At 45.7% G+C, this 20,623-nt stretch carries 18 protein-coding genes; 12 read left to right on the plus strand and 6 right to left on the minus strand.

Annotation, left to right across the window (positions count from 1 at the left end):
* Positions 1 to 304 precede the first annotated feature (304 nt).
* A complete protein-coding gene (locus A3729_RS20305; RefSeq protein WP_068634215.1) occupies positions 305 to 898 on the plus strand; it encodes a proprotein convertase P-domain-containing protein in 594 nt (197 codons plus the stop codon).
* 120 nt (positions 899 to 1,018) lie between these two features.
* On the opposite strand, the gene A3729_RS20310 is transcribed toward A3729_RS20305, so the two are convergent.
* Positions 1,019 to 1,615: a TetR/AcrR family transcriptional regulator gene (locus tag A3729_RS20310; protein WP_068510446.1), complete on the minus strand. Its 597-nt coding sequence runs from the start codon at positions 1,613 to 1,615 to the stop codon at positions 1,019 to 1,021.
* A 216-nt stretch (positions 1,616 to 1,831) separates the two neighbouring features.
* Here A3729_RS20310 and A3729_RS20315 point away from each other — a divergent pair, with 216 nt between their 5' ends.
* The 8 genes from A3729_RS20315 to A3729_RS20350 all read left to right on the plus strand — a co-directional run bounded on the left by A3729_RS20315 (position 1,832) and on the right by A3729_RS20350 (position 11,797).
* Positions 1,832 to 3,622, plus strand: a complete 1,791-nt coding sequence (locus A3729_RS20315; protein ID WP_068554051.1) for an acyclic terpene utilization AtuA family protein — start codon at positions 1,832 to 1,834, stop codon at positions 3,620 to 3,622.
* A gap of 12 nt (positions 3,623 to 3,634) precedes the next feature.
* The gene (locus A3729_RS20320; RefSeq protein WP_068634216.1) at positions 3,635 to 4,513 is read left to right on the plus strand and encodes an SDR family oxidoreductase; all 879 of its coding nucleotides are present in this window, start codon (positions 3,635 to 3,637) and stop codon (positions 4,511 to 4,513) included.
* 123 nt (positions 4,514 to 4,636) lie between these two features.
* Complete coding sequence (locus A3729_RS20325) at positions 4,637 to 6,253, plus strand: acyl-CoA carboxylase subunit beta (protein ID WP_068510441.1); 1,617 nt, start codon at positions 4,637 to 4,639, stop codon at positions 6,251 to 6,253.
* 189 nt (positions 6,254 to 6,442) lie between these two features.
* A complete protein-coding gene (locus A3729_RS20330; protein WP_068510438.1) occupies positions 6,443 to 7,600 on the plus strand; it encodes an acyl-CoA dehydrogenase family protein in 1,158 nt (385 codons plus the stop codon).
* A 79-nt stretch (positions 7,601 to 7,679) separates the two neighbouring features.
* Positions 7,680 to 8,495, plus strand: a complete 816-nt coding sequence (locus tag A3729_RS20335) for an enoyl-CoA hydratase/isomerase family protein (protein WP_068634026.1) — start codon at positions 7,680 to 7,682, stop codon at positions 8,493 to 8,495.
* 65 nt (positions 8,496 to 8,560) lie between these two features.
* Positions 8,561 to 10,567, plus strand: coding sequence for an acetyl/propionyl/methylcrotonyl-CoA carboxylase subunit alpha (locus A3729_RS20340; protein WP_068634217.1), 2,007 nt, complete (start codon positions 8,561 to 8,563; stop codon positions 10,565 to 10,567).
* Between the two features lie 2 nt (positions 10,568 to 10,569).
* Positions 10,570 to 11,400, plus strand: a complete 831-nt coding sequence (locus A3729_RS20345; protein ID WP_068510432.1) for an NAD(P)-dependent oxidoreductase — start codon at positions 10,570 to 10,572, stop codon at positions 11,398 to 11,400.
* A gap of 148 nt (positions 11,401 to 11,548) precedes the next feature.
* A complete protein-coding gene (locus tag A3729_RS20350; protein WP_068510431.1) occupies positions 11,549 to 11,797 on the plus strand; it encodes a hypothetical protein in 249 nt (82 codons plus the stop codon).
* A gap of 109 nt (positions 11,798 to 11,906) precedes the next feature.
* Here A3729_RS20350 and A3729_RS20355 read toward each other — a convergent pair whose 3' ends face one another.
* From A3729_RS20355 to ahpC, 5 genes are all read right to left on the minus strand, one after another.
* Positions 11,907 to 13,028: an NADH:flavin oxidoreductase gene (locus tag A3729_RS20355; protein WP_068510430.1), complete on the minus strand. Its 1,122-nt coding sequence runs from the start codon at positions 13,026 to 13,028 to the stop codon at positions 11,907 to 11,909.
* Between the two features lie 121 nt (positions 13,029 to 13,149).
* On the minus strand, positions 13,150 to 13,710 hold the full coding sequence (locus tag A3729_RS20360) for a TetR/AcrR family transcriptional regulator (RefSeq protein WP_068509249.1): 561 nt from the start codon (positions 13,708 to 13,710) through the stop codon (positions 13,150 to 13,152).
* 191 nt (positions 13,711 to 13,901) lie between these two features.
* Positions 13,902 to 14,831: a GGDEF domain-containing protein gene (locus A3729_RS20365; protein WP_068634218.1), complete on the minus strand. Its 930-nt coding sequence runs from the start codon at positions 14,829 to 14,831 to the stop codon at positions 13,902 to 13,904.
* 135 nt (positions 14,832 to 14,966) lie between these two features.
* Complete coding sequence (gene ahpF / locus A3729_RS20370; protein WP_068634219.1) at positions 14,967 to 16,535, minus strand: alkyl hydroperoxide reductase subunit F; 1,569 nt, start codon at positions 16,533 to 16,535, stop codon at positions 14,967 to 14,969.
* A gap of 89 nt (positions 16,536 to 16,624) precedes the next feature.
* Positions 16,625 to 17,182, minus strand: a complete 558-nt coding sequence (ahpC, locus tag A3729_RS20375; protein ID WP_368664618.1) for an alkyl hydroperoxide reductase subunit C — start codon at positions 17,180 to 17,182, stop codon at positions 16,625 to 16,627.
* A 167-nt stretch (positions 17,183 to 17,349) separates the two neighbouring features.
* On the opposite strand from ahpC, the gene A3729_RS20380 reads away from it, so the two are divergent.
* The 3 genes from A3729_RS20380 (at position 17,350) to ppk2 (ending at position 20,473) form a co-directional block, all read left to right on the plus strand.
* A complete protein-coding gene (locus A3729_RS20380; RefSeq protein ID WP_068554782.1) occupies positions 17,350 to 18,240 on the plus strand; it encodes a hydrogen peroxide-inducible genes activator in 891 nt (296 codons plus the stop codon).
* A 500-nt stretch (positions 18,241 to 18,740) separates the two neighbouring features.
* Entirely contained in the window at positions 18,741 to 19,292 is a 552-nt protein-coding gene (locus A3729_RS20385; RefSeq protein WP_068515137.1) for a DUF523 domain-containing protein, read from the plus strand.
* A gap of 230 nt (positions 19,293 to 19,522) precedes the next feature.
* On the plus strand, positions 19,523 to 20,473 hold the full coding sequence (gene ppk2, locus A3729_RS20390; RefSeq protein WP_082865461.1) for a polyphosphate kinase 2: 951 nt from the start codon (positions 19,523 to 19,525) through the stop codon (positions 20,471 to 20,473).
* The last annotated feature ends 150 nt before the right edge of the window (positions 20,474 to 20,623 follow it).

A 20,623-nucleotide genomic window follows, 5' to 3' on the forward strand; every position in this document is an offset into this window, starting at 1 on the left:
GTAAACCGCTCAATGCCTTACAAGCACTCGCATAACCTAAGCAACACCTAGCATAGAAGCCCCTCATGCAAACCATTTAGCTAGTCTCTCCGGTGTTAGCAAGAAGCGATGCAATATTTTCTGGGTCATAGCAGCCACAAAAACAAAACATCTCATGTCAGTTTTTTTTACACATAAAGATCAACGATCTATAAGCACAAACTATAACAACCAAGCATTAATAGAATATATAAATAACGGCATAATTCCCGCTTACTTCAGTGAGTGCAAGAACGCACTAAAATTATTCTAAGGGAGTTTACACATGAAAAAACTAAAACCAGCATTAGTCGCTACAATGCTATGCGGCTCATCAGCAGCATTCGCTGTACCATTTAGCTATGACGCGATAGACGTTCCAGAAAGAATCCCTCAAGACGGAACAGCAGGTAACACCTACAGCTTTATCTTTAATACAGTTGGCGCCTCTGGAACCATCGCAGACCTAAATGTTTACATTGATATTGAACACACTTGGATGCAAGACCTAGATATCTTTATCACAAACACTTTTACAGGTACCGAAGTGCAGCTATTCGACCAGTATGGTGGCTCAGGTGATAACCTAGCTCAAGTCACTTTTGATGACGAAGCAGGAACTCATATAAGCACTGTCGCAGCGCCTTTTGGCCCAGGAACCTTCCAGGGCACTGAATTGCTTTCAGCATTTGATGGCGAGTCACTCAGCTCTGTGTGGCAACTTACCATCTTCGATAGATTAGCTGGCGACACAGGTACTCTTAATGCTTGGGGTATCAGTGGTGATACTGCCGACTCTGTGTCAGTAGCCGAGCCAGGTACTCTTGCTTTGCTTGGTCTTGGACTAGCAGGCCTTGGCTTTACTCGTAGAAGAGTTTAAGCATGATTTGCTGCCTCTGCATTAGAGGCAGCAACCTTCCGGCAAACATTGGTAGCTGGCCATTAATGTTGGCCGAATAAACCAGCTCTCAATAAGTAACGCTATACTTTACACCTCTACTTACTTAATCGCCAAGAGCAGTGCTTGTTCAGCCAAATCTTCAATTGATATTTCTCCATCCCGCTTATACCAGGTAGTCGTCCAGCTTAATGCTCCAGTTAAGAAACGACGTAAAATAAAAGTATCCGCCTTAATCTGCCCCTCTGCTTTAGCTTTATCTAAAGCACCTAACCATAGCTGCTCATATTCATCTCTAAGCTTAAGAATATCTCTTTGGTTTCCTTCGTTTAGGCTACGCCATTCATAGACTAGAACAGACATCGCATCCCCGGTAACACCCGTGATGGCTTCGATCTCACAAGTAATTAATGCAAGAACTTCTTCTTTGGCCGAACTTGCTGCAGCGAGTTTGGTACGCATCAGGTGCGTATTATAGATAATCACCTCTTCCATCACTGCTTTAAGTATCTCTTCTTTGGTTTTGAAATGGTGAAAAATACTGCCTGATTGAATACCCACGGCCGCCGCAAGGTCTCTCACTGTCGTGCGTTCATAGCCTTTCACTCGAAATAGTCTAGCAGCCTCAATTAGTAATCTGCCTTTAGCACTTTTTGGATCTGTCATCAGACCTTCTTTTATTAACTCTTTACCATTCATAATTTTTTACACCTATTACAAAAAGACAGAATAGCCTACACACAAGGAAGTTCGGGCTATTTGACCAAGTGCTTGCTTGAGCATTATTTCAGATAAACATCATAACGCAAAATACAGGGTTTACAAACCAAGCGCTTGCTTGGTAAAGTTGACTTGGTGATAGCGTTCCAAATGATTAGAACAACAGACGTTTAATTAGTGAAACAGGTAAACATCATGGCAAGAAGCAGCATACGCATTGGCTGCGCCTCAGCATTTTGGGGCGATACAGAAACCGCAGCAGCTCAGCTAGTTGAGAAAGGTAATATTGATTACCTTGTCTTTGATTATTTAGCCGAGATCACTATGTCTATTATGGCCGGACAAAAAATGAAAGACCCCAATGCCGGCTACGCCTCGGACTTTGTCGAAACCGCTATGGGTCCCTTACTTAAAACAATAAAAACCAAGGGCATCAAAATCATCAGCAACGCTGGCGGCGTTAACCCGCAAGCCTGTGTCGCTGCACTTGAAAAGGTAGCTGAATCCACGGGCCTTGAGTTGAAAATTGCCATGGTCGATGGCGACAACGTACTACCGAAAAAGTCTCACTATGCCAAGCAAGGCGTTAAAGAAATGTTTACCGGTGCAGATATGCCACCAATGTTTGTTAGCATGAATGCCTATTTAGGAGCGCCCGGTATAGCCGTCGCGCTAGATTCTGATGCTGATATCGTTGTCACAGGTCGTGTTGTCGATAGTGCCGTCGTGTTGGGTGCGATGGTTCATGAGTTTGGCTGGGCCTGGAATGACTACGACAAACTGGCACAAGGCAGCTTGGCCGGTCATATCATCGAATGTGGTGCCCACTGTACCGGTGGCAATTTCACTGATTGGGAACTCGTTAAAGATGATTTTGCTGATATGGGCTTCCCTATTGTTGAAATTAAGGACGATAGTTCCTTCTTTGTCACCAAGCCAAAAGATACAGGTGGTTTAGTTTCTGAAGCAACCGTTGCAGAGCAATTGGTTTATGAGATCGGTGACCCTAACGCTTACCTATTACCCGACGTTACTTGCGACTTTACACAAGTCAGATTAAAGCAAGACGGCGCCAATATCGTCCAAGTGTCAGGCGCACTAGGCCGAGCACCGAGCGATCAATACAAGGTATCAGCAACCTGGCGAGACGGTTTCAAGTGCACCGTCACCTTCTTGTTAGCCGGAATCAACGCAAAAGCGAAAGCCCAAGCCGTGGCTGAAGCGATTCTTGAAAAGACTAGCCATATGATCGAGGCTAAGGGCTTGAAGGCCTATTCGGAAAAAAGCATTGAGTTACTGGGCACCGAAACCACTTACGGTGAACAAGGCGCATCTGACCAGTGCCGTGAGATCGTGGTAAAAATATCTGTTGCTAGCCCTGATAAGAAGTCTCTGGTTTTATTTTCCAAAGAGATCGCACAGGCTGCAACAGGCATGGCGCCGGGCATCACCGGTATCGTTGGTGGTCGGCCAACGGTATGGCCTAAGATCCGTTTATTCTCCTGCCTTGTGCCTAAAGCCGACTTGGATGTGAGCGTCAAACTCGGTGAAGAGTCCATTCCTGTATCAATTGATAGCGAAACGTCTTTCGTAGGAGCTGAAGCGACTCAGAATAAAACAACTTTAGGCGAAAACTGTAATAGCTACGTTCCGTTAATCAAACTTGCTTGGGCTCGAAGTGGCGACAAGGGCAATCATTCCAATATCGGTGTCATCGCGCGCTCTGAGGAATACCTGCCCTATATTCGTGAAGCTTTAACTGAAGACTTCGTTGCTGAATACATGTCACATACGCTTGACCCAGAACATGGCAAGGTCAATCGTTGGGACCTTCCCGGCATCAATGCCGTGAACTTTTTACTCGAAAACAGCCTAGGTGGAGGTGGCGTTGCTAGCTTGCGCATTGACCCTCAAGGCAAAGCTTTCGCACAACAATTATTACAAGCTGCCATCCCTGTTCCTCAGGCCTTGGCCAATAAACTGTAGGTAAGATAAATCATGAGTCACCCTTATCAATCAATCTTCAGAGATGACCTATACCAAGACAAAGTATTTATCGTAACGGGCGGCGGCAGCGGCATTGGCCGTTGTACCGCTCATGAGCTAGCAGGGCTTGGCGCGCATTTCATCATTATTGGTCGTAAGCAAGAAAAGCTGGATGCTGTGGTTGCTGAAATCATCGAAGATGGTGGCAGTGCTGAAGGTTTTTCTTGCGATATTCGCGAAGAAGATATCGTCAAAGAAACGGTTAATGAAATCGTTAAGAAACACCCTGTGATATCGGGTTTAGTGAACAATGCAGGCGGTCAGTTCCCTGCCCCACTTACCGGTATTAACCAGAAAGGTTGGGAAACGGTGGTACGCACCAATCTAACCGGCGGCTTCTTGATGGCTAAAGAAGTGTATCTGCAAAGTATGAGTAAGCACGGCGGATCAATTGTCAATATCGTCGCTGATATGTGGGGTGGTATGCCAGGCATGGGGCACTCCGGTGCAGCCCGCGCAGGCATGGTGAACTTCACTCAAACGGCTGCCGTTGAATGGGCAGCGTCAGGCGTTCGTGTTAATGCTGTCGCACCGGGCTGGGTGATCACCAGCGGCATGGATACTTATCCTCCAGCCATGAAGCCTTGGATTCTAGGTTTAAAAGATGCTATTCCATTGAAACGTATGGGAACCGAAGCGGAAATAAGCTCCGTGATCTGCTTTTTGCTAAGTGAAGGGGCAAATTTTATTAGTGGTGACTGTATTCGTATTGATGGTGCCGCCTCACAAGGAGGCCGCGTTGCACCGCTACCCAGAGCGAATAACTCTGAGTCTTATGATGGCTTCCATCGCGCAGAGCTTCCCAAAATTTTCCAAGAGGAAGAAGAATAAATCCCCCTCTCTCGTCATTCCGGCAGTGTCTAAGCCGGAATCCATAACGATAGCGGGGCATGAATAAACATGCTACCCGATTAAATATTTCGGGAATGGCATCAAAATAATACGGATACTTAAATGAGTATATTAGAGACAAGCATCGAAACTTCGTCTGAAGAGTTCCAGGCAAATGCCGAAGCCATGCAAGGCTATATTAACGAGTTTCGTAACGTTGAAAATAAAGTCGTAGAAAAAGAAAATCAAGCGAAGGAAAAGTTCATAAAGCGCGGTAAATTGTTACCGCGTGAACGTATCAATATGCTGTTGGATCGTGGCGCTCCTTTCCTTGAAGTGAGCAGTCTCGCTGGCTACAAGATGCACGATGATAAAGATGGTTCCATGGCCGGTGGCGGCATTATCGCGGGCATTGGGTATGTTGCAGGCATTCGCAGCATGATCATCGCCAGTAACAGCGCCATCAAAGGCGGAACGATTTCTCCTGCTGGTCTAGACAAGACGCTACGTTTACAGGAAATCGCCAAACTGAATAAGCTGCCTATCGTGACACTGGCAGAAAGCGGCGGCGCTAACTTGAACTACGCAACCGACATATTTGTGCAAGGTGCTCGCGGCTTCGCAAATCAAGCACGCTTGTCAGCGCAAGGTATTCCACAATTCACAGTGGTACATGGTAACGCAACGGCTGGTGGCGCCTATCAGCCTGGCTTATCGGATTACACGGTCGTAGTGAAAGACAAAACCAAAATGTTCTTGGCTGGCCCTCCACTACTTAAAGCCGCTACCGGAGAGATCGCAAGCGATGAAGAGTTAGGCGGCGCAGAAATGCATGCGCAAGTTGCCGGTACTGCTGAATTCCTCGCAGAAGACGATGCCGACGGCATTCGGATGATTCGTGACTTAATGAAGAGCGTTCCTTGGAATGAGCAGCTTCCAGCTAAGCCATCTAAAGAGTGGCAAGAACCTCTTTTCAGCCCAGAAGAGCTAATTGGCGTTGTACCAGCAGACAGCAAGCACCCCTACGATGTCCGCGAAATCATTGCCCGTATTGCTGACTCGTCCGATTTTGTTGACTTCAAACCAGAATTCGACAAACAAACCGTTTGTGGCTTTTTGAAAATTCAAGGTCATGCTTGCGGCATCATTGGTAACAATGGCCCGATCACGCCCGAGGGCGCTGCCAAAGCGGCTCAGTTCATCCAACTATGTGAACAGTCCAACACCAGTTTATTGTTCTTCCATAATACCACCGGTTTTATGGTTGGCACGCACTCAGAGCAACACGGTGTCATTAAGCATGGTTCTAAAATGCTACAAGCGGTAGCAAATACCACTGTAGCTAAGCTCACTATCGTCGTTGGCGGTTCCTATGGTGCGGGTAACTATGCCATGTGTGGTCGAGGTCTTGACCCTCGCTTCATCTTCGCTTGGCCGAACAGCAAAACAGCCGTTATGGGCGGCGCACAGGCCGGTAAGGTATTGCGAATCGTCACAGAAGCAAAACATGCAAAAATGGGTAAAGAAGCTGATCCAGCCATGCTCGATGTTATCGAGAAAGCGACTGCAGATAAATTGGACGAGGGTTCAACAGCCTTGTTTGGCACCGCTCGCCTATGGGATGACGGATTAATCGATCCGCGCGACACGCGCAAGGTGTTGGCATTCCTCTTAGATATTTGTGAGGAAGCCAATATGCGTGAACTAAGACCCAGCTCTTTTGGCGTAGCGCGTCTATAAGATGTAAAGCAAAAACTACCAGGTCATTCCCGCGTAGGCGGGAATCTATTGTTTTAGAGCTAAGCCACATAGGTTGATGAATACTAAGAACAGACTGAATATAAAACTAGACAATGGATCCCCGCTTGCGCGGCGATGACGCTGAGTCCGACTATATTCACAAATAATTTAAAGAACAGAGCAAGAACAATGCAATTTACTCAAGAACACAAAGAAATCCGTCGTACCGTTAAGAACTTCGTCGTAAATGAAATCAACCCACATGTTGAAGAGTGGGAGCAAGCTGGCACATTTCCAATGCGAGACGTATTCAAAAAGCTTGGCGAGCTTGGCCTTTTAGGTATTAGCAAACCGACTGAGTTTGGTGGCATGGGGCTCGATTACAGCTATAGCATTGTGGCTGCAGAAGAATTTGGGCTGGCTAAGTGCGGTGGCGTACCCCTAGCCATTGGGGTACAGACAGATATGTGCACTCCTGCTCTAGCACGCTTCGGCTCGGATGACCTACGTAAAGAGTTTTTAGCACCTTCTATTACCGGCGACATGATTGGCTGTATCGGTGTTTCTGAACCTGGTGCGGGGTCAGATGTCGCGGGCCTAAAAACGACTGCCAAAAAAGATGGTGATGATTACATCATCAACGGTACAAAAATGTGGATCACTAACTCGCCAAGTGCTGACTTTATCTGCTTATTGGCGAATACCTCTGACGACAAAGTACACGTCAATAAATCGCTGATCATTGTACCGATGAATACACCAGGCGTTACCGTTGCACCGAAACTAGATAAGCTCGGTATGCGCTCCTCTGAAACAGCTCAAGTATTCTTCGACAACGTTCGTGTACCGCAGCGTTACCGTATCGGAAACGAAGGAATGGGCTTCATGATGCAAATGATGCAATTCCAGGAAGAACGTATGTTTGGTGCGGCAAATATCATCAAAGCTCTGGAACGCTGCGTAAACAGCACTATCGATTACTGTAAGCAACGAGAGACCTTCGGTCAGCCTCTGATTAATAATCAGGTAATTCACTTCCGCTTTGCAGAATTACAAACTGAAATCGAAGCCCTTCGAGCCCTGACTTATCAGGCAGTTGAAGGTTATATCAACAAGCAGGATGTCAGCAAGCTTGCTTCTATGGCGAAGCTAAAAGCAGGCCGCTTGGGCCGAGAAGTAACCGATTCTTGTTTACAATATTGGGGTGGCATGGGTTACATGTGGGACAACGAAGTATCTCGCGCCATGCGTGACGTACGCCTAGTATCTACTGGCGGCGGTGCAGATGAAATCATGCTCGGCATTATCTGCAAGCTAATGGGTATTTTACCCGGCAAGAAGAAGTAAACCCTTCCTCGTCATCCCGGCATTCTTTTTAGCCGGGATCTATTATGTAAATTATTAAATGACGAAGAGATCACTAACTATGACTTTACCAGAAACCGAAACACTATTACTTGAACAGCGAGACCATGAACTGCATATCACACTCAACCGCCCTAAAACTCGCAATGCGATGAGCCTAAAAATGGTTAAAGAGTTAATGGCTGTGTTTGAAAGTATTCAAACACAGGAAGACATTCGTGCAGTAGTATTACGGGGCGCAGAAGGCCACTTCTGCGCTGGCGGCGATATTAAAGATATGGCAGGTGCCCGTATGGCGGAAGGCTCTAAAACTGCTGATCAAAACGACCCGTTCTACGAGCTGAACCGCGAATTTGGACGCATGATTACTTATGCGAATCAGATTCCACAGGTACTCATTGTGGTCACAGAGGGGGCAGTCCTGGGCGGAGGCTTTGGCCTTGCCTGTATTTCCGACGTTGCCCTAACCTCTAGTGACGCAAAATTTGGCTTACCTGAAACCGGCCTGGGTATTCCACCGGCTCAAATCGCTCCATTTGTCGTGACACGCATTGGCTTAACCCAAGCGAGACGTCTAGCCTTATTAGGGTCTTGTTTTAACGGTCAGGAAGCTAAGGAGCTGGGCATTGTTCACGAGGCACATGAAACAAGTGAAGCACTTGAAGAAGCCCTAGAATCAGTACTTAGCCAAGTTAAACGCTGTGCACCAGATGCTAACCGTATCACGAAAGAACTGATACTCGGAGTCGGCAAACAACCATTGGAAGAGTTATTAGACTCTGCAGCCCATTCCTTCTCAAAAGCAGTACAAGGTAAGGAAGGCCAGGAAGGCACCATGGCCTTTGTACAGAAGAGATTGCCTAGCTGGGCAGAGTAGTCAGTTATCATCAAAACAATGGATTCCCGCCTTCGAGGGAATAACGATAAAAAGAGAGTATTAAGATGTCTAAACAAGTGACATTCGAAAAAGTATTAGTTGCAAACCGTGGAGAAATTGCCGTTCGTGTGATGCGTACAGCTAAGTCGCTCGGCTATAAAACCGTTGCGGTTTACAGTGAAGCTGATGCGGGTGCGCCACATGTTCTTAACGCAGACGAAGCGGTATGTATTGGTGCAGCACCAGTAGGCGAATCCTATTTAGTCGCAGACAAAATCCTTGAGGCCGCTAAACTAACTGACGCTGGCGCCATTCACCCTGGCTATGGCTTCTTGTCTGAAAACTGTGACTTCGCCAACGCTTGCGAAAAGGCCAATATTGAATTTATCGGCCCACCTTCTGCAGCAATCGAGCTTATGGGTAGCAAACGTTTATCAAAGATCGCTATGACCAAGGCCGGTGTGCCTTGTATCCCTGGTTATGAAGGTGCTGATCAAGACATTGAGACACTCCTAAAAGAAGCCCAAACCATCGGCTTCCCTATTATGGTAAAAGCCTCTGCCGGTGGTGGTGGACGTGGTATGCGTCTGGTTTTTGAAGAGAGCGAGCTGGAAGCACAAATCAAAACAGCTAGTTCAGAAGCTGAGAATGCTTTTGGCAGTGGTGAGCTGATTCTTGAGCGTGCCGTGATCAAACCTCGTCATATTGAAATTCAAGTCTTCGCCGACAAGTACGGTAATGCTGTTTATTTTGGTGAACGCGACTGCTCTATCCAGCGTCGCCACCAAAAAGTGGTTGAAGAAGCGCCTTCGCCATTTGTCGACCCTGAACTTCGCCAGCGCATGGGTGAAGCGGCTGTACAAGCAGCCAAAGCTTGCAATTACGTCGGTGCAGGGACGGTTGAATTCTTGGTCGACTCAGATAAGAACTTCTACTTCCTGGAAATGAATACCCGTTTACAGGTAGAGCACCCGGTGACAGAGCTGATTACCGGTACTGACTTGGTAGCCTGGCAGCTCAATGTAGCGTCAGGTCAAGTATTGCCCAAGACTCAGGATCAAATCGAACTTAATGGACATGCCATGGAAGTTCGCCTCTATGCTGAAGACCCTGCAAATCAGTTTTTACCTCAAACGGGCCCGGTCCACCTTTGGGAGCCAGCTCAAGGTGACGGTTTACGTATCGATGATGGCATTATAACCGGCCAAACCGTCTCGCCTTTCTATGACCCAATGTTAGCCAAGATTATTGCCTATGGCGCAAACCGTGAAGAAGCGAGACGTCGTTTGATCCGTGCTGTTGAAGAAAGCACCCTATTTGGCTGCACCGTTAACAGTAACTTTCTATGCGAAGTACTACGACATCAGGTGTTCATCGATGGCGAAGCCACCACAGCCTTTATTGGTGACGACTTCGTTGACAGTAAAACTCTCAGCAAACAGACGCCTTCAGCATTGGCTGTTTCGCTCGCAGCCATGATCTCTTACTTGGAACAAAGCCCGTCTCGTACGGCAAGCCAACTTTCCCCTTGGGGCAACGAATTATCTGGTTGGAGCAATACTGGCAAAGCTCCATGGCCTTACCAGTTAAAGAGCGGTGAAGACAAGTTCGACTTGAGCCTGGAGCAAAACGAGAACGAATATTTAATCAAACAAGGTGATAATGAAACACGCATCGTATTAATGGGTAATGTGCCTGGCGTACTCACCTACAGTGAGCAAGGTGTGCGCAAAACCTGTCGCTATAAAGTGGTCGGGGGACAGATATTTATACGCCTAGAGAGCGAGTATTTCTGCTTTGAAGATTGCACTCATCAAGCGGCCGAAGCTCAAGATGGTTCAGGGTCTGGGAAAATTAAGGCAAGCATGGATGGCGCAATTATTGAAGTACAAGCTGAAGTGGGTATGAAAGTCGAGAAAGGACAAACGCTTGTTATTCTCGAAGCCATGAAAATGGAGCACCCTTTAAAGTCTGACGTTAATGGAATCGTCAAGGCTGTGAATGTTGCCCAAGGTGATCAAGTTAAATTGCGACAGCTGCTTGTCAACGTAACACCCGATAAGGCCGAATAAAGATGGGATCATTAGTTAATAAAACGATTATTATAACCGGCGCAAGCCGCGGCATTGGTCGAGAAATGGCACTTAAGTTTGCCGCCGATGGTGCGAATATCGTCATCGCAGCGAAATCAGCTGAAGCTCACCCTAAACTCCCCGGCACAATTTTCAGCGTTGCCGAAGAAGTTGAACAAGCTGGAGGACAAGCACTCGCCTTTCAAATGGATGTCCGAGAAGACGAGCAGGTTAAGGCGCTCATTGAGGCAAGTGTTGAAAAATTTGGCGGTATTGATGCGGTTATTAATAATGCTGGCGCAATCAAACTGATGAACTCTGAAATGCTGCCTTTGAAGCGTTTTGACCTAATGTATCAGATCAATACTCGCGCCGTACTGAGCTTATCAACGGCTGCGCTACCTTGGTTAAAGAAGTCTGAATGCGGCCATATTCTGAGCCTCTCACCACCCGTTAACCTCGACCCAAAATGGTTCCAGCATTATGGTCCTTATACCGTCACCAAGTATGGCATGTCGATGTTGACTATTGGGATGGCAGCCGAATACAAGCGCTACGGAATTGCAGTGAACTCCCTATGGCCACAAACATTAATCTCTACAGCTGCCATCGAATTTGAAGGTGGCGGAAAGTCGGCTCTTGAAAAAGGTCGTAAGCCCGCCATTATGGCCGATGCTGCCTACGAAATACTCACCACCCAAGATTGTGAGCTCAGTGGTGAAGTAATCATTGATGAAGACATCCTTCGCAAGAGAGGCGTGGATGATTTCGATCACTATCGCTACTCAGATGATCCAGATAAAAAACTGATGAACGATCTATTTGTCGATTAAATAAACAGAGAAACGATGAAAGGACTTGAGGAAGATCAATAAGTTGAGCTTCCTTTCATTTTTATCGATCTAGGGCGTCGCAAATCACAGTGGGAAAGTGGTAACATACATTGTAAGCATTTTCCAACGAGTTCTCTTCAGGCCTTTCATGAATACAATGAAAACCGAAAAAAGCCATGTTTTCAATGATAAGCGAGGCCAGGATCGTAGGCAGGATACTGCTCAAGCTCGAAAATATAAAAATAACCGCCGTAAAGCTGATCGCCGTAATATGGAGTTTAGTGAGCTGCCATGGTGGCTACAACGAAACTACGTTGATGTAAATATCACTCCAGTCCCCTCGAAAGCCAAGAAACTCAATAAAACCAAGCTCAAGTCTAGCCAAAAAGTCGGCTAAGCTTTCAAAAGTAGAGACATTGTAAACCTAATTTTCTTATACTAATTCGAAAATAGCGGAGACTGCTCAAATATTCTGTTACTCAAGCAGCCGTTTTCTATAAGCCTACTTAGATCAATTTCATCAATGCTGCTTTTGAAAAGTCCTGCAATTCATCCAAACGCTGTTCTTTCACTTTCAATACCCACTCAGGGTCTTGAAGTAGCGCACGGCCAACCGCGACCAGCTCAAATTCACCTTGGGCAACTCTGTCAGACAATTCAGCAATTCGGCTAGACGCCACTCCCGCCTTGTCAGACATCCCCAAGCTCGAGCCCTTCTCATCGATAAAACTACTATCTAGACCAACGCTACCAACGGTGATTACCGGCTTACCTGTCAACTCCTTAGTCCAACCAGCAAGATTCAAGTCAGAGTTATCGAACTCATTTTCCCAGAATCGGCGTGTTGAGCAGTGGAAAATATCGACTCCGGCTTCAGATAAAGGCTGTAGGAATTGTTTCAGTTCCTCTGGAGAGTTGGCCAACCGTGCCTCATAGTCTTGTTGCTTCCACTGAGAGAAACGTAAAATAATCGGAAAGTCCTCTCCGACCCGAGCTCTGACAGCCTGAATAAGCTCAACCCCAAAGCGAGTTCGCTTGAGCATATCACCACCATATTCATCAGTACGCTGGTTTGTTCCTTCCCAGAAGAACTGGTCAACTAGGTAGCCGTGCGCGCCATGTATTTCCACAGCATCAAAGCCAATACTTTTTGCATCTTCAGCAGCCTGTGCGAAAGCTTCAATAACCTCAGCAATATCTTCCTGCGTCATCGCTACGCCATTTTCTTTGCCTGGCTTAAACAAACCAGAAGGGCTATAGCCCGGTACAGACTTATCAGGCTCTACGCCCTCTTTACGAACTGAACCTACATGCCACAGCTGAGGCGCGATCTTTCCACCTTTCGCATGAACCGCATCAACTACTTTTTTCCAGCCAGCTAATGCTTTCTCACCATGCATGAAGGGGACATTAGGATAACCATTTGCAGCTTTATGACCAACTGGGGTGCCCTCTGTAATGATCAGGCCCACATCATTTTCAGCACGACGCTCGTAGTACGCGACAACTTGTTCATTTGGGACGTTACCCGGTGAAAATGTGCGAGTCATCGGCGCCATCACAATACGATTTTTTAGTTGTAATTTACCTAAGTCCAGCGTTTCAAATAAGGGGCTAACATTACTCATATAAATCTCCTATCTTAACTTTTCAAAGCTATTACTATTGCAAACTACCTACCTGAAGGTAGGCTTATTAAGCAAAAGAAAAGGCTTGCAACACGCTGTCAAAGGACAAGTGCTCAAACCTTTATTTGCGAATTAAATTCTCATATTGCTGCATTGTTTGGTGAAACAAATCCTGGCCATGTAGGCGAGCGTAATAAAGCGCGCCTTTGCAGCTAAAAATAAATAGCGCAGCCATTGCTCGCGTATCTTCAAGCTCAGCAAATTCACCCTGTTCTATACCTTCATCAATGACCTTCGTGACCCAAGCAAGCTCTATATCGTCGAGCTTCTTTATCTGCACCTTAATAGAGTCTGGCAGTTTGCTTAAGTCATTATAGAAGGCACTAATTGGGCATACTCGCTGCTCAGATAAGGCGTGCTTCATCGCGGCACTTAAATAACGTTCCAGCTTATTCCAATGATTTGCTGCACGTTGGTCGAAATAAGCAAGACCTTGGCTAAGCCAGTCATGCGTCCAATCACATAGGGCCAGACCGAGATCTTCTTTCTTAGGGAAGTGATGATGAACACTCGCCTTGGTAATGCCCAGTTCTCTGGATATATCTAAATAACTGAAGCCATCAAAGCCACGGTCCCGAAGCTTATCAGCAGAAAACTCGACAATACGTTGCTTGGTATTCATCAGGGAACCACTTCACTAAAATAGTTTGTTCAATTATTAAACATACCTTACCTACCTGAAGGTAGGTTGTCAAACCTATGCTAAAAAATTGAACATCAACCACCTCACGCAAGCCTGGCTTACCGGCCGGCACCCCGGATATGGGAGTTGACGTGAGTTAATCTAGATGCTATGTAGACTTGAATGAATGGCTAGAACAACTCAATATCACCAGAGCGATTATCGATAGCCTCTATTTCACCTTTGTCGACTAAGTTTTTATAGTTCTTGATACAGTTACGCCCACTCGCTTTGGCATGATAAAGCGCCGCGTCGGCTCTTTCGAATATTAAGACGCTATCGCAGTTATGAGCCAGAAGGACAAAACCAATACTAACCGTAATATGATCTACTTGGGGGAAGTGATGATCAGCAATTTCTCTGCGCAAATCTTCTAGTAAATCCGCAGCCTCTGAGCGCCCCATACCCTGCAACAAAATAATAAATTCTTCACCACCAAAGCGATAAAGATAATCATCACGCTCAAAAAAATCTTTCATCAAGTTGGCAACAGCAATTAAGGTTTCATCGCCAATAACATGCCCAAAGCGATCATTCACTGACTTAAAATGATCTATATCCAATACAGCAATAACATTCTCATCATTCGACTTAGCATTATCGGTTAATTGCGTGTATTCGAGATCAAAGGAGCGGCGATTTTTTAAAGCTGTAAGCTGGTCTTTATTAGATCGATTTAAATGGCCATGTTGATTAACATAAACTGCGATGAGCTGAACGACTTGATTGATCAAACTGACTTTCGGCTCTATATCCAGCAACATGCTAATTTCTTGCCCGGTACTCAAATGTATCGGAAATACCGTTTCCGGCTCTGCTAGAGCCTTGGTATTAAGTGAAACCTTTGATTCGGCTTTAGCACCAGAGACTGGCTGATAAGTGGCGAGCACGACAAGCTCAGTACTGAGTCTATAATCCCCAAGACATAAACGGACATAACCGGGATTTAATAACTTGCCGACCGCGCGAACAAATCGCTCATCAAGATTCTTGAAGGTTTCTGCATAGGTCAAATCCATTAAGGATTCACAATTACAGAGATTGGGCTCAATAATTTTCATTAAGGGTCTGCTTGGCTATGTCATGGTCTGATACAAACATAACAGAGCAGAAAGTAAAGTCTAGAGAAGATTTACCGCTAGTAAAACAAAGCCAGCCCCAATTGGCTCAATATACCTGGGACTGGCTTTTTTAGGCTAGCCTTGCATTAGCAAGTAGTCAAAGGCTGCAAGAGAAGCTTTGGCACCTTCCCCCATAGCGATCACGATCTGTTTATAAGGCACGGTCGTCACGTCACCGCAGGCAAAGATTCCTGGTACGTCAGTCTGACCTTTGGCGTCTACAATTACCTCGCCATAGGCGTTCATTTCTACAATGCCTTCCAGGAAGCCACTATTGGGCACCAAGCCTATTTGGACGAAAATGCCTGATAATTCCTGGCGCTTAATTTCACCACTATCACGATCTTCGTATGCTAAGGCAACAACCTTGCCACCTTCAGCCAAGATTTCTTTGGTCGCTACATTACGCAGAATAGTAATATTCTCACGTTTTTTAGCTTGCTCAACCAAGACCTTGTCAGCCTTTAATTCAGGCATAAACTCGTAGATTGTGACAGATTTTACGATACCAGCTAAATCCAAAGCCGCTTCAACACCTGAATTTCCGCCACCAATAACAGCAACATCCTTACCTTTAAAGAACGGTCCGTCACAGTGCGGGCAGTAAGCAACACCTTGACCTATGTTTTCCTTCTCGCCAGGAATGCCAAGCTCTCTCCACTTTGCACCGGTCGCAACAATCACCGTCTTGGTTTCGATCACTTCACCCGAAGAGAGTTCAATCTTATGGTTTTCACCCCCCTGGCCTTTCTCGATGCTCGCGACTCGTAAGTGTTCTCTGACGGTCACGTCATATTCTTTAATATGCTGCTCCAAAGCCGTAGACAATTCCGGGCCGGTTGTTTTAGGCACAGAGATCAGGTTTTCGATCCCCATAGTGTCTTTCACCTGTCCACCAATCCGATCTGCGATGATCGCTACTTTCAAACCTTTTCGAGCACTATACACCGCTGATGCTGCACCTGCCGGGCCACCACCAATCACAACAACATCCTGAACAGGTAGTGCTTCAGCAGGCTCTGCTGCCTGAGTGATGTCGGGGTATTTAGCCATCAATTTCTCTAGTAGGACTGCCTGGTCAATTTTACCGTTAGCGAATACTTCACCATTCAAGTAAACACTAGGCACACCTTGAATACTTCGCTCTTCGATCAAGTCCGGATAGACACCGCCATCAATGGTTTCAGTGGTAATCTTATCGTTGACCAAAGCAAACTGATTCAAAGCCTGGACCACTTCAGGACAATTGTGACAACTCAAGCTTACAAAGACTTCGAAGTTAAGTGCTTCCTGTACACCACTTATGATCGACTTTATTGAATCATCCAACTTCATATCAGTACCCGAAGCGTGAAGCACCGCAAGCACTAGCGAATTGAATTCGTGACCGCCAGGAATACCGGAGAACCGAATTCCCGTATCTTCTCCATCACGTTCTAACAAAAAACTTACCGGGCTTTGCAATACTGATTTTATATCACGTTCTTCAAGTGAAATCTTGTCGCTAACCGATGCGAAACTGCTGAGAAATTCCATCAACTCCGCTTTTTTGTCATGCTCACCTGTTTGCACAACAAAGGTGATATCATTCTGCATATTGGCGGTATAGCCTTTAAGCGCGTTCAAAATGTCATTCGTCAACATTCTCTTATCCTCGTTTTAAATACCTTTGGAGATTCAGGAGGCTCTTATATGAACCTCCTGAGATACTGCTATTTAGCGTTTAATGCAGACTAGATCTTGCCAACCAAATCCAGGCTTGGAGTCAATGTTTCTTCACCTTGTTCCCACGCTGCTGGGCATACTTCGCCGTCATGTTGGTCTACGTATTGAGCCGCTTTGACCTTACGAACCATGTCTTTTGCAGAGCGACCGATACCTAGGTCGTGAAGCTCAGCAACCTTGATGATGCCTTCAGGGTTGGCTAGGAAAGTACCACGTAGTGCCAAACCTTCTTCTTCGATCATTACATCAAAGCCGCGAGTAATGACACCTGTTGGATCACCGATCATTGGGTAGTTGATCGTACCAATCGCCTCACTCGTGTCGTGCCATGCTTTGTGAGTAAAGTGCGTGTCAGTCGAAACTGAGTAAACTTCTACACCTAGCTTCTGAAGCTCTTCGTAGTGCTTCGCCATGTCTTCAAGCTCAGTTGGGCAAACAAACGTGAAGTCTGCTGGGTAGAAAAGGAAGATTGCCCACTTACCCTTTACATCTTCAGTTGTCACTTCTTTAAACTCGCCGTTGTGAAAAGCTTGAGCAGTAAATTCAGGGATTGATTTGTTGATCATGTTCGCCATGTTGTATTCCTCGATTAAGTTTGTGTTGTGTGTTTCGACAGGAATAAGATTAAGCGCGAACAAGAATTAAATAAATTGAATTAAATAAAAGGTGATGTTCAAAAAAACTGAACATTGATCTAAACTCATCACTATTATTGTGAGAAGAGAGCAAGACCATGATTTCACTCAAGCAAATTCACTATGCTTTGGCTGTCGAGAAAACGCTGCACTTCAAGAAAGCTGCTGAAGCCTGTTCAGTATCTCAGTCAGCACTGAGCACCGCCTTAAGTGAATTAGAAAAGCAGTTGGATATTCAAATATTCGAACGAGACAATAAGAAGGTACTGATTACCCCCACCGGAAAGATGTTTCTGCAACGGGCACAAAGTATCAAACTGGAAGTCGACAGCCTTTATCAACTATCGCAAAACCAGAAAGCGCCTTTAAATCATCCGATGACGGTTGGTGTCATTCCAACAGTCGGGCCTTACTTACTTCCCAAAGTCTTACCTGCACTTCGCCAACAATACCCTGACTTCAAACTGACAATTATCGAAGAGCAGTCTCATGTCCTGGTAGACATGATCCGCAAAGGCGAGATTGATACCGCAATTCTGGCGCTACCCTATCCACATGACGGACTGTTAGCCTTTGAGTTCTTTCAAGAAGACTTTTACTGGCTGACGCGCAATGATGCAGAGCAATCAGGTTTAGATGAAATCACCAGTACCGAAATAGATCAGTCAAAACTAATGCTACTCAAGGACGGTCACTGCCTTAAAGATCATGCCCTAGCAGCATGTAAGCTAAGTAATAATGAACAAAGTGAAACACTAGGCGCGACCAGCCTCAACACTTTGATTCAAATGGTGGCCGGTCGTATGGGTAGTACTCTCGTTCCCGAGATGGCCTTAAAGCAGATAAATAGCCAAAGCGATGACCTCAAAGCAATTCACTTGAATGAACCAGGACCTCATCGCAGAATCGCTTTTTTAAGTCGCCCCAACTATATCGGCGTCAAGAACATTGAGTGCTTAATGGAAGTGTTTGCTGAAGAACTTCGTTAAGAAAAAGTGATCATCTACTTCTATTTTTTGAACTATACAAATTGCACATGACTTGCGAAGCTAACAATGCAAACAATCAATAGGAGAAAGTCGAATGAAAAAGATTATCGAGACAATTAGCCCAAAAGCATCAAAGCATAGTAATGACAAGCCTTCTGCATGTAAGTCCTGCAACTACAGCAATGACTACTACCAGGACAGGGTTTGTCGCTAAACCCATCTAACTGTAGGCAAAGCCTTCCACAGCTCGCATGAGGAGTAGCATGGGGCAGAGTCTGCGAGGGGCGGAACCCTCTGCCTACGCGGGCACTAGGTAAACCGACTTCTGTAGGCAGAGCCTTCCATGGCTCGCAAGCGGGCTAGTACGGGGTTGATCCAGCGAAGGCTGGAACCCTCTGCCTACGGCAATCGTTATTTGTTAGATATAAGAAATACTATATTCATTCTCCTTCGAATAGTTCAAAATAAGCCTAAACTCGCTCCCCTAAGCACCAGGTACCATGTCACAAGCATCATATAAAATGCCAGGATCAAAACCTAAGATTGGTCTAAGCGCCTGCCTTGCAGGATTTGAAGTACGTTATGACGGAAAGCATAAACGCTCATCATTGTGCTTAGACGAATTGAGCAAACACTTCTCTTTTGAAACATTCTGCCCTGAAGCCGCTGCCGGTTTTGGTATACCCCGCCCCAAAATGCGACTTACCGGCAACCCTTCCAGGCCAACGCTACGGTATAACGATGACACTGACTTAACAGGCATAAACTTAGGCCCTCAATTACTTGAAGGCTGCAAAGAGGCCCTTGATAGCTTTGGGTCTTTAGATGGCTTTGTTCTGATGAAAAACTCACCCAGCTGCGGAGTCAGAAACGTCAAAATATTTCAGAGTGACAGCACTATTCACCAACAAGGCGGTATGGGCCTATTCGCGGCAGCCTTGAAGGAAAGGTTCCCTTTATTGCCGATCGAAGAAGAAGTGAATTTGCACGACGAAAGTCAGTATATGGAGTTTGTTAAGCGAGTTCATGCTCACTTTAAATCGCGGAAATGACAAGTATCAGGCGTAACCTATCTTAAGCAAGGGCCACTCGCGCTCAAGGTTATCCTCAGCCCTAATCTCCAATCATTGGCTTATAAAATTACATCTACTGCCCATTAACCGTTAGATATCCACTCATAGGTATTGACACATATCAATCAAGCCCGTTATTTAACCATGCGCCCTCCAATTGTCTAGTAGACTTAAGGATTACGTTTAAAAAAGAGGGCTAGAAAAGAACCATGCAAAACTCAGATAAGAATCAATCAGACAAGCAAACTTCGTCTAAGAATAAGACTTTGAGCTCAGTAGGGACTCAGCTTCACGCTCTAGCAGAAAAACGCCATGACCCACATTATATTGCCGAATCATTTAGGTCAGGCGAATACCCATACAAGACAAAAATTAGTCGCCAACGATACGAAAGCATAAAAAAAGAATTACAAATCGAGCTACTAAAAGCCCAGAAGTGGATAAGAGAGTCAGGACAAAAAATAGTGATTCTGTTTGAAGGGCGAGATGCCGCTGGTAAAGGTGGCACCATAAAACGCTTTATGGAACATCTAAACCCACGGGGCGCTCACGTTGTTGCTTTGGAAAAGCCGACTGAAGAAGAGCTCGGTCAGTGGTACTTTCAACGCTACATTAAACACCTGCCCACCAAAGGTGAACTCGTTTTATTCGACCGGTCTTGGTATAACCGAGCAGGTGTTGAAAGAGTTATGGGGTTCTGCGAACCGAGCGACTACCTTGAGTTTATGCGTCAAACGCCAGAACTAGAAAGAATGCTTACCCGTAGCGGTATAAAATTATTTAAGTATTGGTTCTCTGTTACTGAAGAAGAGCAAACCGCTCGCTTTCAGAAACGTGAAACTGACCCTCTAAAACAGTGGAAACTAAGCCCTATCGACAAACTTGCTCAAGAAAAATGGAATGACTATACCGAAGCGAAAGAAGCGATGTTTTTCTACACCGATACCGCTGACGCACCCTGGGTAGTCGTAAAATCAGATGATAAAAAAAGAGCACGCCTTGCGTGTATGCAACACTTCCTTTCTAAGCTGGATTATCCTGATAAGAATCATCATGTTGTTCGTGGAGCAGATCCCCTTATTGTCGGCCAAGCATCATCAGTTATCGAAGAAGACAGCCATATACTAGGTAAGTCTCTTCACCCGGAAGCTAAAAAATAAGGCACAAATGCGTTCCTTTAATTTCTTGTTGAACCCAGTAAAATCTGGGTTCAACTTGTAAGCGGGCCACTAAGATAATTCCGCAACAACCTCTGAACCACAGTCCCTTACTGCATAAAATAGACAATCCATCTTGGCGATTTCCGGATT

It is taken from the genome of Oleiphilus sp. HI0043, assembly GCF_001634935.1.

What these genes read in the sequence shown, in the direction of transcription:
- A3729_RS20305 (WP_068634215.1), top strand. Translation starts at nt 305, where the DNA reads ATGAAAAAACTAAAACCAGCATTAGTCGCTACAATGCTATGCGGCTCA.
- A3729_RS20310 (WP_068510446.1), bottom strand. Translation starts at nt 1,615, where the DNA reads ATGAATGGTAAAGAGTTAATAAAAGAAGGTCTGATGACAGATCCAAAA.
- A3729_RS20315 (WP_068554051.1), top strand. Translation starts at nt 1,832, where the DNA reads ATGGCAAGAAGCAGCATACGCATTGGCTGCGCCTCAGCATTTTGGGGC.
- A3729_RS20320 (WP_068634216.1), top strand. Translation starts at nt 3,635, where the DNA reads ATGAGTCACCCTTATCAATCAATCTTCAGAGATGACCTATACCAAGAC.
- A3729_RS20325 (WP_068510441.1), top strand. Translation starts at nt 4,637, where the DNA reads ATGAGTATATTAGAGACAAGCATCGAAACTTCGTCTGAAGAGTTCCAG.
- A3729_RS20330 (WP_068510438.1), top strand. Translation starts at nt 6,443, where the DNA reads ATGCAATTTACTCAAGAACACAAAGAAATCCGTCGTACCGTTAAGAAC.
- A3729_RS20335 (WP_068634026.1), top strand. Translation starts at nt 7,680, where the DNA reads ATGACTTTACCAGAAACCGAAACACTATTACTTGAACAGCGAGACCAT.
- A3729_RS20340 (WP_068634217.1), top strand. Translation starts at nt 8,561, where the DNA reads ATGTCTAAACAAGTGACATTCGAAAAAGTATTAGTTGCAAACCGTGGA.
- A3729_RS20345 (WP_068510432.1), top strand. Translation starts at nt 10,570, where the DNA reads ATGGGATCATTAGTTAATAAAACGATTATTATAACCGGCGCAAGCCGC.
- A3729_RS20350 (WP_068510431.1), top strand. Translation starts at nt 11,549, where the DNA reads ATGAATACAATGAAAACCGAAAAAAGCCATGTTTTCAATGATAAGCGA.
- A3729_RS20355 (WP_068510430.1), bottom strand. Translation starts at nt 13,028, where the DNA reads ATGAGTAATGTTAGCCCCTTATTTGAAACGCTGGACTTAGGTAAATTA.
- A3729_RS20360 (WP_068509249.1), bottom strand. Translation starts at nt 13,710, where the DNA reads ATGAATACCAAGCAACGTATTGTCGAGTTTTCTGCTGATAAGCTTCGG.
- A3729_RS20365 (WP_068634218.1), bottom strand. Translation starts at nt 14,831, where the DNA reads ATGAAAATTATTGAGCCCAATCTCTGTAATTGTGAATCCTTAATGGAT.
- ahpF (WP_068634219.1), bottom strand. Translation starts at nt 16,535, where the DNA reads ATGTTGACGAATGACATTTTGAACGCGCTTAAAGGCTATACCGCCAAT.
- ahpC (WP_368664618.1), bottom strand. Translation starts at nt 17,182, where the DNA reads ATGATCAACAAATCAATCCCTGAATTTACTGCTCAAGCTTTTCACAAC.
- A3729_RS20380 (WP_068554782.1), top strand. Translation starts at nt 17,350, where the DNA reads ATGATTTCACTCAAGCAAATTCACTATGCTTTGGCTGTCGAGAAAACG.
- A3729_RS20385 (WP_068515137.1), top strand. Translation starts at nt 18,741, where the DNA reads ATGTCACAAGCATCATATAAAATGCCAGGATCAAAACCTAAGATTGGT.
- ppk2 (WP_082865461.1), top strand. Translation starts at nt 19,523, where the DNA reads ATGCAAAACTCAGATAAGAATCAATCAGACAAGCAAACTTCGTCTAAG.